The organism is Streptomyces sp. SA15 (assembly GCF_002291145.1).
Lineage (GTDB): Bacteria > Actinomycetota > Actinomycetes > Streptomycetales > Streptomycetaceae > Streptomyces.
In genome coordinates this window covers 26,129-42,043 of record NZ_NTGE01000042.1, presented here as the reverse complement: position 1 = coordinate 42,043, position 15,915 = coordinate 26,129, and the positions used below count along the sequence as shown (strand labels likewise).

General features: G+C 71.0%; 11 protein-coding genes. 5 read left to right on the top strand and 6 right to left on the bottom strand.

All coding sequences use genetic code 11. From position 1 onward, the window contains the following. The first annotated feature begins 29 nt into the window (after positions 1–29). Complete coding sequence (locus CLM62_RS07710; RefSeq protein ID WP_095749102.1) at positions 30–1,973, top strand: serine/threonine-protein kinase; 1,944 nt, start codon at positions 30–32, stop codon at positions 1,971–1,973. 21 nt (positions 1,974–1,994) lie between these two features. Here the strand turns inward: CLM62_RS07710 and CLM62_RS07705 are convergent, their stop codons facing one another. The 3 genes from CLM62_RS07705 to CLM62_RS07695 form a co-directional block, all read right to left on the bottom strand. Next, on the bottom strand, positions 1,995–2,186 hold the full coding sequence (locus CLM62_RS07705) for a hypothetical protein (protein WP_095749180.1): 192 nt from the start codon (positions 2,184–2,186) through the stop codon (positions 1,995–1,997). Between the two features lie 90 nt (positions 2,187–2,276). Next, positions 2,277–3,065, bottom strand: coding sequence for an FHA domain-containing protein (locus CLM62_RS07700; protein WP_095749179.1), 789 nt, complete (start codon positions 3,063–3,065; stop codon positions 2,277–2,279). A 1,894-nt stretch (positions 3,066–4,959) separates the two neighbouring features. Further along, entirely contained in the window at positions 4,960–6,408 is a 1,449-nt protein-coding gene (locus CLM62_RS07695; protein ID WP_143658971.1) for a hypothetical protein, read from the bottom strand. A 239-nt stretch (positions 6,409–6,647) separates the two neighbouring features. Between CLM62_RS07695 and CLM62_RS07690 the strand changes: the two genes are divergently transcribed. The 4 genes from CLM62_RS07690 (at position 6,648) to CLM62_RS07675 (ending at position 12,548) form a co-directional block, all read left to right on the top strand. Then, positions 6,648–8,039, top strand: a complete 1,392-nt coding sequence (locus CLM62_RS07690; RefSeq protein WP_095749100.1) for a Tat pathway signal sequence domain protein — start codon at positions 6,648–6,650, stop codon at positions 8,037–8,039. A 102-nt stretch (positions 8,040–8,141) separates the two neighbouring features. Continuing rightward, positions 8,142–8,504 carry a hypothetical protein gene (locus CLM62_RS07685; RefSeq protein ID WP_095749099.1) on the top strand — a complete coding sequence of 121 codons (363 nt, stop codon included), beginning with the start codon at positions 8,142–8,144 and terminating at the stop codon, positions 8,502–8,504. A 4-nt stretch (positions 8,505–8,508) separates the two neighbouring features. Continuing rightward, a complete protein-coding gene (locus CLM62_RS07680) occupies positions 8,509–11,187 on the top strand; it encodes a caspase family protein (protein WP_095749098.1) in 2,679 nt (892 codons plus the stop codon). Then, a complete protein-coding gene (locus CLM62_RS07675; RefSeq protein WP_095749097.1) occupies positions 11,187–12,548 on the top strand; it encodes an extracellular solute-binding protein in 1,362 nt (453 codons plus the stop codon). The genes CLM62_RS07680 and CLM62_RS07675 overlap by 1 nt, the downstream gene beginning before the upstream one ends. 67 nt (positions 12,549–12,615) lie before the next feature. Here the strand turns inward: CLM62_RS07675 and CLM62_RS07670 are convergent, their stop codons facing one another. From CLM62_RS07670 to CLM62_RS07655, 3 genes are all read right to left on the bottom strand, one after another. After that, positions 12,616–13,620 carry an MASE1 domain-containing protein gene (locus tag CLM62_RS07670; RefSeq protein ID WP_095749096.1) on the bottom strand — a complete coding sequence of 335 codons (1,005 nt, stop codon included), beginning with the start codon at positions 13,618–13,620 and terminating at the stop codon, positions 12,616–12,618. A 59-nt stretch (positions 13,621–13,679) separates the two neighbouring features. Next, a complete protein-coding gene (locus CLM62_RS07665) occupies positions 13,680–14,510 on the bottom strand; it encodes a PP2C family protein-serine/threonine phosphatase (protein ID WP_095749095.1) in 831 nt (276 codons plus the stop codon). Positions 14,511–15,012: 502 nt separating this feature from the next. Then, complete coding sequence (locus CLM62_RS07655; protein WP_095749094.1) at positions 15,013–15,672, bottom strand: YceI family protein; 660 nt, start codon at positions 15,670–15,672, stop codon at positions 15,013–15,015. Between the last annotated feature and the right edge of the window lie 243 nt (positions 15,673–15,915).

Below are 15,915 nucleotides of genomic sequence, written 5' to 3'. Positions count from 1 at the left end.
GTGTTCGGGACCCGGGTGAGGGGGAAACTGTGCGTTCCGGAGAGGAACTCGCCGACCGCTATGTCCTCAAAGAGGTCATCGGCACAGGACGAAGCGGCAGCGTGTGGCTGGCCCACGACACGGTGGTGGGGCAGGACGTCGCCCTGAAACCGGAGCGGATCGAGGGCGACCGCGAGACCGCGGTACGGCGACTGCTGGGCGAGCCGCGTGCCATGGCCAAGTTCCGCGACCACCCCCACGTCGTGACCCTGTACGACGTCGTGACCGTGCCGCAGGACGGGAACGGAAACGGCGACGGGGACGGGGACGGAACGGACACGTACTGGTTCATCACGGAGTACGTGCCCGGCGGCGGCCTGGACCGGCAGCCGCCGATGTCTCCGCTCCGGGCGGCCCACGTCGGTGCCCAACTCGCCGACGCCCTCGCCGCCTTGCACGAAGCCGGCATCGTCCACTGCGACGTCAAGCCCGCCAACATCGGCCTCTCCCGACGCGGTACCGCGAAACTGCTGGACTTCGGCGCCGCCTACCGGGTCGGCGGCACCGAGACCATCACGGCCAACGGCCCGTTCAGCTTCACCCCGGACTACGCCGCCCCCGAACTGGCCCGGGGCAACGTCCCCCAGCCGGCCTCGGACGTGTTCTGCCTGGCCACCACCCTCCACGCGCTGGTCACCGGCTCGCCACCGCGCGGCGGCGAGACCGAGAAGGACGGTGGCCACCGGCAGAAAGGCGACACGGAGGACAGAGAGCGCCTCAGGTACTGGAAGGCCGAGCAGGGCGTCGTCGAGATCGACACCGCCGCCGTAGGCCCCCTGGCCCCCGTGCTCACCGCCATGCTGCAACGCGATCCTCGGCAACGCCCCGACGCGGCCGAGGTCAGGCGGCTCCTGGAGGCCATCGCCGGGCCCGAGTCGGATGCCACGGAGGGCGAGTCCGCCGGGCGCCCGCGATGGCGCCGGCCACTGCTCGCCGCGGCGCTCGGCGCCGCCGTCCTACTGGCCCTGGGGCTCGTCGTCATCCCCGGCGACGGCGACAACGACAAAGCCACCCAGGAGTCCGGCCGGAGCCGGCTCGAGGAGGGCGCCTCGGGCGCCAAGCAGGCGGCCCTGATCGGCGATCCGCACACCGCCGACCTGTGCGCCCTGTCCGACACCGACGCTCTCGGCCGGTTCGGCAAGGCCGAAATCGACCTGGACTACGGGAACTTCGACCGCTGCGACACACTCGTCCGCCCCGACGACAAGACCCGCATCGACGTGTCGATCCAACTCCTCCCGGGCTCACCACCCGAGTCGTCGCAGCCCTCCAGAACCATCGGGAACATCGGCGTCATCGAGGAGCCGCCGGACAGCGACGAGTGCGCGCTGCTGCTGACGTCGCCCGACGGCACCGTCGTCGGGGTCCGCGTCAACGTGGGTGACGGCACTGTGCTCGGCGGCAGCGCGACGCTGTGCACGGTCGCCGACGTGGCCGGCCAGAGTGCGGCCGACGTCCTGAACCGGGGCCCGCTCCCCCGGCGTTCCCCGCCGTACCCGGACAACTCGCTGGCCTGGGGGAACGCCTGCGAGCTGGTCGACGCCAAAGCGCTGAACGTCGTTCCCGGTCTCAAGGCCGAGCCGGAGGAGGTCGGCGTCGCGAACTGGAGTTGCGAGTGGTCGAGCGACGTCGACGACCTGGAGACGGAGGTCGGCTTCTTCCGCGACCAGCCCAAAACCACGGACGATGGCGACCTCGTCAGACTCAGCGGATACGACGCCTTCGTCGTACCGGAGGGCAACGGCGACGACACCTGCACGGTCTTCGTCGAATACCGCCGGTACAGCGGCCAGAACGCCGAGACGGCCGCCGAGATGCTGCGCCTGCACGTCGGCGGGCAGCGGCCCGTGGACGAGCTCTGCGCCATGGTCAGGGACCTCGCTGCCCCCGCCGCCGCGGAACTACGCGCACAACTGGGCACCGGAGGAAGCTGAGCCCCAGTCAGGACTCTGGCTCTAGTCGTCCGATCCCGAGCTGGAGCCCGAGTTCCGGCCCCTGCTCCCGGCCCGGCGCACCAGCTCGCCCGCCGTCAGGGTGGCAGCGGCCACCGTGCGCGCCCAGCGCGGGCCGCCCCGCGCCGCCCATACGACGCACACGCACCCTCCGACGACGATCGCGAGGACACCGGACAGGACGAGCACGGCCATGCTCATCCCCCTCTCTTCTGATGCGGTCCGTGCCATCCTCCCAGTGCGTGGAACAGGTCGTCGCAGTGGGCCAGGCCTCCGGCGTCCCCTTCACGGCCCGGGGTCCGGCCAGGCGGTGTCGTCCTCCATCAGGTCCAGGTCCGGTGGTACGAGCGTCGTGGACTCCACCAACCCCTTGAGCAGGTTGTGCAACAGGCCGTTGTCGGCGGGGCGGCCCTGCGACTTGTCGTGCATCAGCTGGTACCGGAAGCCGGTGCGGTCCAGGCGGCGGCGTACGGCCTCGATCCGGTACTCGACCTTGCGCTCGTTCCAGTTGTCGTCCGGGCGGAGGTAGGCGAGCTGCTTGGCGGCCATGGCGTACGTCAGGGGTCGCGGGTCCTCCTCGTACAGCAGGTACCGCTGGCCGAGCACGACCAGCAGCAGCCTTTCGTCGTCATCGAGCGCCCAGATCTCCGGCCGTACGGTCTCGGCACGCCGGCGTGACACCGGGCCCTGGTCGTCGTGGCCCGTCACGTACAGCTCGACGAGGTGTTCCCGGTAGCCCGAGCCCTTCACGAACAGCGGCGTGTAGCCGGTGGCGAGCGGGATCGGCTCGGTGGTCATGTGCATCATCCGGCCGCGCGGCAGCCGTACGAGCTGCTGCCCTGTGTTGCGCAGCCACCAGTGCCCCTGGAGGTACGTCAGCTCCCCGTGACGTCGGCTCACCCGCAGGTCGTCCACGCCGACGCCCAGGTCCACGTCCGGCTTCTCGCCGCGCCCGAAGCGGACCGTCAGGCCCTGCCGGGGCGGGGCGCTGAGGTCCCCGGTGACGGTGCGGGCGTGCAGGGTGCCGGGCGTGGTGGGGGCGACACCGCGCGCGAGGCTGGCGGAGAGGGGCATCGCTGGTCTCCTCGGTTCGTGGGACTCTGGGGCGCGTACGCGCACTCCCCAGGGTCCGCGTCTGCTCCGGGACCCCTCCCCAAAACGAGCCCGTATAAAGGGGCGTGCCCACTCGCAGGGGCTCAACGGCGTCGGTGGGCGTACGAGTTGAGGGGTTGACGCATGAGCGCGGACAAGGGCCGGGGCGGCGTCACGGTGGTGCCGGCCCTGATGGTGGTTCTCACCGTCTGTGGCCTGATGGTGGTTCTCACCGGCTGTGGAAACAGCGGCGGCCAGGACGACGGCCCCGAGGAGGGGGCGGGGCCGACGTCGACTGGTACGGCGGTGCTGGAGTTCTTGCCCAAGGGCTGACTCGCCGGGAATGGCGTCCTCGGGCAGGTGTACGAATGGCACGGGCCCTCCTCCATCGGTCCGCTGTCTACCCGGCGGGGGCCCGGCCGAGGCGGCCGTGGCCAGCTGGGTGGCCAGGCGGCGCAGCAGCCGGGCGGACGGGTCGCCGCCGACCGTGAGGTTCAGGGTCTCGACCATGGTCGAACTGTCCTGGACGTAGGAACGGTGGACGACCCGGATACGGCAGGTGTTCGCGTCCTCCACGTCCGGCTCGACCACGGCTGTGCGGCCGTCGATCCTGGTCAGGCCTCCCTCGGCCGCCGTCGGCGGCTGGTCGCGGTCGAAGCGCAGCTCGACGTACAGGTCGCTGGTGGTGCTCTGCCACTCGCAGTCCCAGTTGCCGAAGCCGATGTCCGGGTCCTTGGCGTCGATGCCGGGGACGGCCTCGAGCGCGTCCGCGCCGAGCAGGGTGCACGCGTCCTGGTGGATCAGTGAGTCCGCCGGCAGGTCGGGCGAACGCCGGGGAAGCCGGCCCTGGTTGAGCACCTCTGCGGCATGGCCGGTGGCGGTCTCGGCGATCTCGCACAGCGGCGCGTCGGTCTCGTCGCCGTCCACTGTCGCGACGACCATGACGGTGACGTCGGGATCGCCGGCCGCCTGCAGGCCCTTGACGCAGGCGTCACTGTCGTCCGCCTCGTCCCACACGCTCACGCCTCCCACGGTCTTCTTCGGCGTCGCCAGCTCCGAGGGCCCGGTGCTGTCGTACCAGAACTTCACGTCCACGGAGCCTTCGTCGCCCGTCTCCACGATGACGTCACAGCGGTCGAAGTTGCCGTAGTCCCGGTCGAGGTCCGCCTCACCGAAGCGTCTCAGCACGGCGGGGCCGGCCAGGGCGCAGAGGCCGGCGGTGCGGTGGTCGCCGAACACGGCCTCCGCCTTCACCGACACCGGTGGCGTCGCCGCGGAGTCGGACGCCCGCGCCCCGCCCTTCCCGACCGTCCTGTCCGTCTCCCGACCACCGCCCGCCATGAGCTCGACGACCAGCAGGACGGCGAGGGTCAGCGCGAGGACGGCCGCCACCGCTCCGACCAGGAAGCCTCGGGACGGGACGGGACGGGCACGGCGGGGCGGGGCGGTGTCCGTCAGAGGGTGGCTCCTGGTGACGGGCGGGGGACGGGGCCTGTCCGGCCGCGTGCCGGTCGGACGGCGGGGCCGGCGTCGGTCGTGTGCAGCCGCTTGAGGACCACGTCCCTCGGCAGCAGCAGGTCACGGGCGAGCCACACCTCGCCCATTCCCCCCGTGAAGGGCCTTGCGTCAGCCGGTAGCGCTCACCGACCGTCGTACCCTGGCGTACCCGTTTCCCCTCAGTCGTTGCTCCGGATCACCCCGGCCGAACCTACTGGCCGAGCGGAACCGCGTACGGCGCCTTCACGGGATGTTCTCGATCCACCGCTCGGCGAGGCCGTCAGGAGCCTGGTCAGCAGGTCGTCGAGCCCGCGCCTCCGCCCGGCACGGCGGAGCGGCCGTACAACTGTTCCGGGGGCGAGACGGCCCGCGTCGCCGCTCACCGGACGACCAGCGACCGGAACGCGTTGCGCACATCGGACTTGGACTCCGTGACGTACCTGTTCGTCGGCGGGGTGCCGGAGTCGCCGTAGGTGAAGTACGAGATGACCGCGGGGCAGCTCGAGCCACTGATCTGAATCTTGCGGTTGGTGACCAGCTTGCCGGTGCGCAGCTCGTAGACCTTCACCGGGATCGCGATCTTGTGGAAGCTCACGTACGTGAGGGCACCGGAGTCCCTGTCCCGGTACGGGCACGTCTCGACGGAGGTTCCGAAGTCCTCCAGTTCCATGCAGACCACCAGGACGGCGTTGGCGGGGTCGTTGGCCTTCCAGGAGCCGGGGAGTCTGCCGGTGTAGTCCTCGCCGTACGCGTCGTTGTCGCCGTAGAACAGCGCGCGGTTGGTGCCCTTGCCCATGGGCTTGGCGCCGCTGTACTTCGCCGGCTTGGAGCAGTACTCGGGCTGGGTGTCGGTCCCGCCCGCGAGCAGTTCGCGGACGCCTGCCAGCTCGATGCTCAGCGTGGCCTTCCTGGCTCCCTTGCGGGCCTTGTCCGCGAGGTCGCCGCCGGGGTACTGGTCGAGCAGCCGCTCGTAGTGCGTCCGGGCCGATTCCCAGCTGCTGTCCGCCATGAGGTCGTCACCGCATCCGACGAGCGCGGCGGGCTCGGTCCGCCTGATCGTGTCGGCGGACCGGTCCAGTACGTCGTGGGTCCGCTCCCGGTCGCGGAGCCAGTCGGTGACGGTGACCGTGTCGCAGGGGTCCTTGGCGGGCAGGGTGCCGAGGAATCCGTCCAAGGTCGCCTGGACCGTCTTGTCGTTGCCGGGTTCCGCGAGAACCGAGGCGAGTGTGTCGAAGCCCGCCTCCAGGGCATCGGTGTCCCCGCTCAGCGCGGTGGCCAGCTCGGCGCGGGCCGTCCGCAGCCGGTCGCACGCCTCTACGGTCTCGTCGCCGCGGGCGGTCAGCGGGGCGTCGGCGATGCGGTGTCCGAACCACACCCTGTCCTGGGCGCTCACCACCTGTGCGCAGTCGCCGCTTTCGCGGGCCTCGGTGACGCTCCGCTGGATCCTGGAGGCGTCGAATCGCACGAGCCCCACGGTCAGCAGCACGACCAGCGTGATGCCGAGCGCGACCAGGCGCTGACCGCGCGCGGTGCCCCGGACGGCGCCTCTGCGCGCCAGGAACCAGCCGTGGGCGACGACGGCCGCCCACCACACGATCACGGCGATCTCGTACGACGACGAGGCGGTCGAGGCGAGCCTCGACACGAGTACGACGGTGACGGCAACGGCCGCGACGGCGAGCCTGCGCCGGCGCAGCATCAGGTAACCGACCCCGAGCAAGGAGGCGTTGCCGAGGGCGACGGCCAGCGGGTCGTGCGTCCTGACCGGCGGAGGCGGGAACTCCGGCATGGCGGGTACGGCGGGCACAGCGGACGTGGGGTCACTCATCCTGATCTCCCCCGGCGCGGAACGGGTGTGGTGCCCGCATTGTTCGGCCACGCCTGCGGGACCCCTCCCGAGCTTCCTCCTTAATTCCTCTCTCCCCTCACTCCTCAACTGACGCTCATGCCCCGTACGTTGACCCGGACTCCACCCCACAGCACAATGAGCGCGCATGCATGAGAGCGCTCTCACCCTCGTCATGTGTCCACGCCGCGCACCGTGACCCGCGACTTCCAAGGAGACCCATGACCGGCAGCCAAGGCCCGGTGTTCAGCCGCCGTGCGCTCATCGGGACCGGACTCGGTGTCGGCGCCGCGGCCCTTGCCGCGGCCGGCTCCGGCATGGCGCGGGCTGTGGAACGCCCGTCCGCCGGCACAGCCTCGGCTCCGAGCCGGGCGTATGCCTTCCTCGCCGCGGCCATGGACGCCTATCCGGATCACGGCACCGTCCGGCTCGCCCAGAGCTACACCGACCAGGCCGGCCTGTTCAGCACGGCGTTCACCTACGACAACGCCCTCGTGATCCTGGCCTGTCTCGCCTCCCGCACCGACGAGGGCCGGTCCCGGGGCACGGCGCTCGGTGACGCGCTGCTCTACGCCCAGGCCCATGACCCGGTGTACGACGACGGCAGGCTGCGTCAGGCCTACAACGTCGGGCCGTACACCTTCTTCGACGGTTCGCCGCAGCCGTACGGCTTCGTGCGAGCGGACGGCACGGCCAACGTCGGCACCCAGTTCGGCTTCACCGGCACCGCCGTGGGTGACATGGCCTGGGCCGGCATCGCGCTGAGCGCACTCGCCCGCCGGACCGGGGAACGCCGCTTCCTCACCGGCGCCGTACGGATCGGCGAGTGGATCGAGCGCGTCGGCCGTACCGAAGAACCCCTCGGCGGCTACAAGTTCGGGGTCAGCGGCGCCGACGAGAAGCTGCCGTTCACCTCGACCGAGCACAACACCGACTTGATCTGCCTCTTCGGACGGCTCGCCCGGCTCACCGGGGACCGGCTGTGGCGGGAGCGGCGCGCGCGTGCCGAAGCCTTCGTCAAGAACATGTGGGAGCCGGACGGGGGCTTCTTCTACACCGGTACCAACGACGGCGTGACGATCAACAAGTCGCCGATCCCCGAGGACACCCAGACCTGGACCCATCTCGCCCTCGCCTCCCCCGCCCATTCCCGGTCGCTGGAGTGGGCCGCGACCGAGCTGGCCGTCCTGGACACGGCGGACCGACGCAACAGCACCGTGCCCGCGGGCCAGTCGTACGAAGGGGTCACCTTCAGTTCCGCCAGTCTCCTGGCGAACGAGGACGCCCCGATCGCCGAGTTCCAGCCCAAGCCCGACCGCAACGGCGTGTGGTTCGAAGGAACGGCGCACCTCGCGCTCGCCCTGCGGGACCGGCACACCCGCGGTGACGAGGCACGCGCCCGGCGGCTGATCGCCTCCATCGAGCGGGCCCAGGATCTGCTCGGCGGCGGCCAGACCCTCGGTGGCGGGGCGGTGGCCGAGAAATCCGGAGTCGTCTCGGCGAGCAGCCCGCTCGACACCGGTTTCGGGTTCGGCTACTACCCGTACCGGCACGCGGGGGCCACCGCCTGGTATCTGCTGGCGGCGGCACGCGCCAATCCCCTGCGGGCCTGACCGACGAGCCGGTGCGGGCGCCCGCGCGCGGCCGTAAGAGTGCGCCGAGGGCGGCTTCCAGACCCTCCCCTGTTCGCAACCTCGGTGCCATGATGGTGAGTTATGGCTGAGGGGGACGAAGTGGCGGGCCGTGGCATCCGGGTTCGGTTGGAGGGGGACGCCACCGAGAGCGATGTCGGCGCCCTGCGCAAGTGGCTGGAGCGGGAGAAACCACTCGACGAACTGGTCCGCTCGGGCAGGCTGCAGATTCACGAACGGAGCCGGGGGGACGAGACCGGGGCCCCGATGGGCGTCGGTATGGAGATCGTCGTGGCGCTGACCGGCGGCGCCGCGTCCGTCGTCTTCAGGGAGCTGCTGGACCAGGTCAAACGGGCCGTGGAGGCCTGGCGGGCCAATCGCAGCGAGGTGGAGGACGGCGAGCCTCCCGAGGCTCGCGTCGACACTGTGGACCCCGACGACAGGTAGCCCGGTGACCGGTTTCGACCCGCGTGGGCTGGTGAACCGGGCGCTGCTGGTCGGGGTGTCCGAGTACGACCTCACGGAGCCGCCGCACGGCGTGCCCGGCGACCTGCCCGCCGTCAAGCACAACGTGAACCGGCTCCGCGACGTGCTGCAGCGGGGGCGCGTGTTCGGGGAGCAGGAGATCACCGTCTCCCGGTCGCCGTCCCTGGACGACTTCAGCCGGGCCCTGCGCACCGCCGCCGGCGAGGCCGAGGGGCTGCTGCTGTTGTACTTCGCCGGGCACGGCGCGATCCCCAGCGCGGGCGACGAGCTGTTCCTGCAGATGCGCAACGCGAGTGTCGTCGCGGGCGGGCACGCCGTCTTCCCCGGCGCGGAGATGTTCACCACCGTGCTGACGGTGCTCGCCACCAGTCCCGCCCGGCGCATCGTGGTGATCCTCGACTGCTGCTTCGCGGGCAACGCCGCCTGGCTGTGGGAGACCTTCCGCGACAAGCGGCGCGTGCTGCTGCTGATGAGCGTGCAGGCCAACCACCGCACCGACGCGGGCGATCCGCGGACGCCGACCCCGTTCACCGAGGAGCTGCTACGCCTCCTCGACACCGACGAGGAGGCGTGGTTCCAGGACCTCGCGGACAGACAGCGGGAGCGGATGGCTGCGGCCGGTCACCGGACCGTACGCGGCGAGCCCTGGGAGCCGCAGAGCCGGACGGAACCGACGGAGGACGTACTGCTGTCCGCGCGTGCGGCCCGGCCGGCGACCGGCGGGCCGAAGGACACGGCCGAACCGCTGGTGCCGGTGTCACCCAACGGCGGGGAGCAGCCGGGCACCCGCCGTGCCGTCAGGAAACCGGCCGGAGACGGGTGGCGGAAGCGGGCCATACCTCCGGCCCCGCTCACCCTCCTCCACACCTGCGCCGAAGCCGTCGGCGCACGACTTGGGCGCCCCCGGCGGCTCGGCCTCGTCCGCCGCCCCGCGCAGCGCCCCCGCCGCCGGGCCACGGCCCCCGCCGTCCTGCTCGTCCTCGCCACCCTGGGTCTCGGCTCGTACGGCGTTGTCGCCCTCGTCGGCGACGACTCCTCCTGCGCGCCTCCCCTGGAGTTACGTGTCCTGACCGATCCCGACCTGGAGCGGACCGTCCGCGCCGCCGCCGACGCGTATCTGACGTCGGACGAGAACACCACCGGCGAGGGCTGCCGCCGCAGCGGCCTGACCGTCTACAGCGCGGGCGCCGCCGACGCGGTCACCGCGCTGCGCAAGCGGTCCGCCTCCTGGCAGGAGCCGCCCGACGAGCGCACCAACCCGCAGCGCGACGTCGGCCCGCAGCCGGACGTGTGGATTCCCGCCTCCCGCGCGGACGTCGCCCGGGTCACCGACCGGCAGGACACGGACGCCGTCGCCACCCTGCACCCGGAGGACGTGCCCCTGGCCTACTCCCCCATCGTGCTCGCCGTGCCCGAGGAGCTCGCCGTCACATCCCGGAGCGAGCGCGTCGGACCTTCGCTGATCCGGATGATCGACAGCTTGCGCGAGCGGCACGAGAACGCCGAAGTGCATCGCCCCGACCCGGAGTTCACGGACACGGGGCTGCTCGCCACGATCGGCCTGTACGGCACCGGAGCGCCCGTCCCCGGCCACGCGGAACACCGGATCGCACCGGGGCCGCCCTCCCCCACCTCGACCGAGCTGCTGTGCACGCTGCCCGACGACGACGCCGTGGACCAGCGCGCCGCCGCCCTCGTCCCCGAGTTCCTGATGAAGAGCGGCGTCGGCTGCGACAGCGCCCGGCGCGAACCGCGGATCGCCCAGTACCCGGGCAACGTGCCCGGCTTGGAGCCCGTCTTCGTCCGGGTCCGCTGGCAGGGCGCCGAGCGCGACGCTTCCGCGCGCGACCGTGCGGCCGACGGCTTCCGCACCTGGCTCGCCGGTGAGCGTGGCCGGGAGGTCTTCGCCCGGGCCGGCTTCCGCGAGACCAGCGGCAGCGGCAGCCGGTCACTGCTGGACACGAACGAGATCGCCGCCGGGGTGCTGCCCGCGCCCGACGGGCTCGTCGAGCCCGCCGGCCGGGACGCGATGGAAGGCGCACTGGCGAAGTACCGCGGCGCCAACGGGCCCGGCCGGGTCCTCTTCCTGCTCGACAACTCGGGTTCGATGGCCGGTCTGTGGGAGGGACCCAGCGGCGGCCCCGGTCTGCTCAAACAATCGCTGGGCGGACTCGGCGACGGGGACGAGTACGCCGTGTGGGCCGTGTCGGGCACGGGCGACCGACCGCCGTACGCGACCCTGCTGCCCTTCGGCCACCACGCCCGCAGGGACGCCGAGCAGGTCATCGACCGGAACGCCCGGGTGCGCAACGCCGAGGCCGACCCCCGCGCGGCCCTGCTCGCCGCGCTCGACGACATGGAACGGCGCGGTGCCGGCGACGAGCGCCCTCAGCTGATCGTGTACATCACCGACGACGAGGACGCGGGCCGGTTGACCGGCGGCGACCTGAACTCCGTACTGGCACGGGCCCGTTCGGCACAGGTGCCGGTGACGATGGTGTCGCTGGCGGGCGACGGCTGCGACGAGGACAAGCCGGACACCGCGATCTCCGCGGCGAGCGGCGGCCGCTGCGTGGACGCCGACGAGGACCTCGGTGCCGCTCTGCACGACGAGGTCGCCCGCACCGGCACGGGGGAGGACTGATGACCCGACGGTTCGCGACGCTGCTGACCCTGCTCCTGGTGGCCGCCTGCGGTGGCGGCGGAAACGGGGCGGCACCGGCGCCCTCCGCCGACGAGCCCGGCACCATCGTGGTCGCCAGCGGCCGGGACGTGACCGGCCAGAACGGTGTCCGGCAGCAGCTCATCGACTCCTGGAACGCGCGCCAGGAGCAGGACGACAGCGGCTACCACGCCCGCCTGGTCGAACTGCCCGGCAGCGCCGACGAACAGCGCAGCCAGCTGCTCGGGGCGCTGCAGTCCGGCAGCGCCGACTACGACGTGGTCAACCTCGACGTGACCTGGGTACCGGAGTTCGCCGCCGCCCACCTGATCCGGCCGCTGCCCGAGACGATGATCGACGGTGATGTCATCGAGTCCGTGGCCGGTACGGCGCGGTGGGACGACAGGGTGTACGCGGTGCCGTTCAACAGCGACGTCGGGCTGCTCTACTACCGGACCGACCACCTGCGTCAGGCGGGCATCCAGCAGACCGACCTGAGCGGCGGAATCGGGTGGGGGCGGCTGGAGAGCCTGATCAACACGCTCAACGACCCCAAGCCCAAAGGCTACGAGAGAGGCTGGACCACCCAGCTCGACGCCTACGAGGGCCGCACGGTCAACGCCGTCGAGGCGTTCGCGTCGGCGGTGGAGGACTTCTCCCTCACCGACGAGGACGGCCACTACGACGCCACCGTCGACGACTTGACGGCAGGGATCGCCGAACTTCGCCGCCGCACCGACGAGTCGTACACCCTCCCGGACGCCGACGGTTCCGACGAGGCCGCCTCCTTGGGCGACTTCGCCGACGGCCGCACCACGTTCCTGCGGCACTGGCCGTACGCCTACCGCACCCTGTACCAGTCCTTCACCGACAAGCAGCTCCGGGTGGCCCCGCTGCCCGGACGGGCCGTGCTGGGCGGCCAGAACCTCGCGGTGACCGGGGCTTCGCAGCGGGCGGACAAGGCCGCCGAGCTGATCGCGTTCCTCACCGGCCGGGAGAGCGAGCGCTGCCTGCTGGACGCCGGCTTCGCCGCCACGCGCACGTCGGCGTACGTGGACGACGGCGTCCAGTGTGCGATGGCCGACACGCCCGCTTCCTCCTCCCCCGCCGGCGAGGGCGCCGACCGTATGCCGCGCGACGGGGCGGGCCGCCCCGACTACGCCCGCCGGATCCTGCTCCCGGCCCTCCAGCAGGCCGTCTCCCGCCCCCGCACGCCGCTCTACGGTGCCTTCACGCAGACGTTCACCGCACAGCTCGGGCCTCTGTTCAGCGAGGACCCGCCGAGCGATGCGGCGCTGGCCGAGAGCCTGGACGCCGGGCTGAGGAAGGCGCTGCCGGACTGAGAGCCTGTGTCCCGGCCGGGCGACCGGTGATGTGGCACAGGCTCTGCACGCCGAGGCTCGGAGCCGCTCACTGCCCTTCCGGCTCGCTGCGTGGGCCGTCGACGTCCTTCGGTGGTCGGGGGTGGGGGGAGTCTCCGGCGGTGAGGTGTTCCAGGACCTCGACCAGGTCCTGGCACGCCCGTTCCACCGAGCGTCTGGTGTTGCGCTGCTCGGTGATGACTGCGGACAGCAGCAGCGCGGTCAGGGCCATGGAGCCGTTGAAGGCCTGGAGCTCGATCATCACTTCTACACGGGTCAGCTGCTCGAACGGGCCGGCCTCGTCCGTCGCCGCGATCGTGGCCGTCGTGGAGGCGAGGAGGGCGCACAGGATGCTGCCCCACAGCTGGAAACGCAGCGCAGCCAAGATCAGCAGCGGATAGACCAGGAACAGCAGGCTGACGCGGCTGTACGTGGCCAGCGGAACGAGTCCGCAGGCGATGAGGGCCAGCGCTGAGGCTTCCTTCCATCGGGACATGGACGGAGGCCAGCGTGCCGTGTGGAGCAGCAGGAGCAACGGGGTGACGAGCAGGACGCCCATCGCATCGCCCACCCACCAGGCCAGCCAGACGGGCCAGAAGGCGTGCCCGGCCAGCTTGCCCATGAGGACGAGGAGGCTCACGCCGACCGACGCGCTGATCAGCATGCTGGCCAGGGCCCCCAGGAACACCAGTGCGACCCCGTCCCGCAGCCGGCTGAGGTCCGTACGGAAACCCACCCTGCACAGCAGGAGATACGCGCAGACGGGAGCGGCGGTGTTGCCCGCCACCGTGCCGATCACAGCGGGCCGGAGCGAGGTGATGGACATGACCACCAGAAGGACACCGAGGGCGATGCCGGGCAGGCAACGCAGCCCGAAGATCAACAGGCAGGCCACCGCGAGGCCCGTGGGCGGCCAAATGGGTGTGACCACGGCGCCCTGGACCACGAGCTGCCGCACGAGGCCCAGCCGCCCCACCGCGAAATAGCAGGCGGCGACTGCCAGCGTCTGAAGGGCGTAGACGGCCGGTCGACGCAGATCCTCAATACTCACCACAGCAGCCATCAGATACCGGCGCCGCCGGGTCGGCGAGGCGAAAGGCGTGGGGTGTCGCCCTACCGCCGTACGCCGGGTCCGTCGTGGCCGATGACCAGGACGGCTGCGTCGTCCTCATGACCCACACGCTCGGCGCCCTTGATCACGGCCGCGGCGAGCGAGTCCGCGTCCATGCCCGCCGCAGCGGCGACTCCGGCGAGCCTCGCCACCTCGTCGAGCCCCTCGTCGGCGCTCAGTGAGGGCCCCTCCACCACGCCGTCCGTCACCAGGACGAACACTCCCCCGGTGCCGAGCCGGTACCGGGTCACCGGGTAGTCCTGCCCCTTCTCGACACCCAGCGGCGGTCCCCCTTCGTCCTCGGCGATGCCGGACTTCCCGTCCGCGGTGGCCCAGACGCACGGGATGTGTCCGGCCCGCGCGCTTTCCAGCACTCCGGTGGACGGGTCGAGCCGCATGAACGTGCAGGTCGCGAACAGGTCGGTGCCGAGGGACACGAGCAGGTCGTTCGTTCTGCACAGGAGCTCACCCGGCTCGCTCGTCACGGAGGCGAGCGCACGCAGTGCGACCCGGACCTGCCCCATGAAGGCGGCGGCCTCGATGTTGTGGCCCTGGACGTCGCCGATGGACAGCCCGATGCGGCCATCGGGCATCGTGAAGGCGTCGTACCAGTCACCCCCCACATTGAGTCCCTGAAACGCGGGTGAGTACTGGACGGCCAAGTGGAACCCGGGGGCGACCGGCATGTCCCCGGGAAGCATGCCCCGTTGCAGGGCGACGGCGAGCTCGACCAGAGAGCGCTGCAGCTCCGCCCGCTCGCGTGCCTGAGCGGTCAGCGCCCCGAGTCTGGCCAGCAGTTCGTCACCGTCGTCTGGGGGGCGCTTGCGGGACATGGACCACTCCGGGAGGTTTGTGTCCCTTTGAGTATAAGAAGCAATTTGATCCTTTAGGGTGACGACGGCGTCCGCGACCAGCTTCATGGCGATCTCCTTCTTCGCCGGGTCGTCGAGTCCGGGTGCGGCGGCGGGGGCTGCCGCCGCAGGCATGCGCATCACGGGCACTCCAAGTGCGGTGGGGGCTTGCCAGCCAGGTTGGTCTGCACCTGACATCGTTAGGAAAGTTTCCTAACAGATGCCGTGGGCTGTAACCCGGCGAGTGTCATGTTCGTAGGATCGACCAAGACGGGCCCGTCACGGGGACGACCCCTCCTCGATAGCATGAGCGGATGGCCGCGATCTGTTCGCAGGTATCCCCGTCAACGACTACGCAGCGGCACTGGCCTGGTACGAACGGCTGCTCGGCTCCCCGGCGTCATTCATCGCGAGCGACACGGAGGCCGTGTGGGAACTCGCGGAACAGATCGGATTCGGCGGGGCTCCGCTCTGAAGCTCGCCGTCAGCCGGCAGGGAGGGCGCGGATGGCGGCGATATCGAGCTGGAGGCGCACCTTCTCGCTCACCATCGCACCGCCTTCGGCCAGCTTACTGTTGTATGTCAGGCCCCATTCGGTGCGGTTGACGGTGGTGGTGCCGTCGAAGCCGACCCGTTCGTAGCCGAACGGATCCGTGACGTGCCCTATGTAAGTGAGCTCCAGTACGACGGGACGTGTGGTGGCTTTGATGGTGAGGTCACCGGTCATGCGGTACACGTCAGGGCTCGCGAGCTGTACGGCGGTGCTGGCGAACCGCATGCGCGGGTAGGACGCGGCGTCCAGGAAGTCACGGCCGACCAAGTGGGCGTCGCGTTGTTCCACACCTGTGTCGACACTGGCGGTGGACAGCACGATTTCGGCACGTGAGCGAGCCGGGTTGCGGCCGTCGAAGTAGAGGCGGCTTTCATATTCCGCGAAGGAACCGCGCACTGTCGTCACCATGGCATGCCGGACGGAGAAACCGATCCGGCTGTGTGCGGGATCGATTAACCATTCTCCGGTCAGTGCTTCCAGCGTCGGATCCGGCAGGACGGCGGAGGCGGAAGCCGACGAGCCAGGCGTGGGTTTCGGAGCCACGGGCGGTGTTTGGTGGCGGGAGAAGGCACTTCGGCCGAATAGATTCATAGTTCACTTAATCAGTGCGCGACAGATACGACTGCAAGCCCCATTGTGGGCTGACGCCTCTCCGGGCCCGCACCCGATGCCCCATATGCCGCCGCCCCAGGGGCGATTTCCACGAGATCCACACGCCTCCGCCTCGAACCCACCAATTCGCAGGCACGGGATGGCCGTCGGAGAGGTCCGTCCCCCTGGGAAAGGTCAAGGAAGGTACCGGAGAACACCAACGGCGTCCCCGTATTCGTTCAC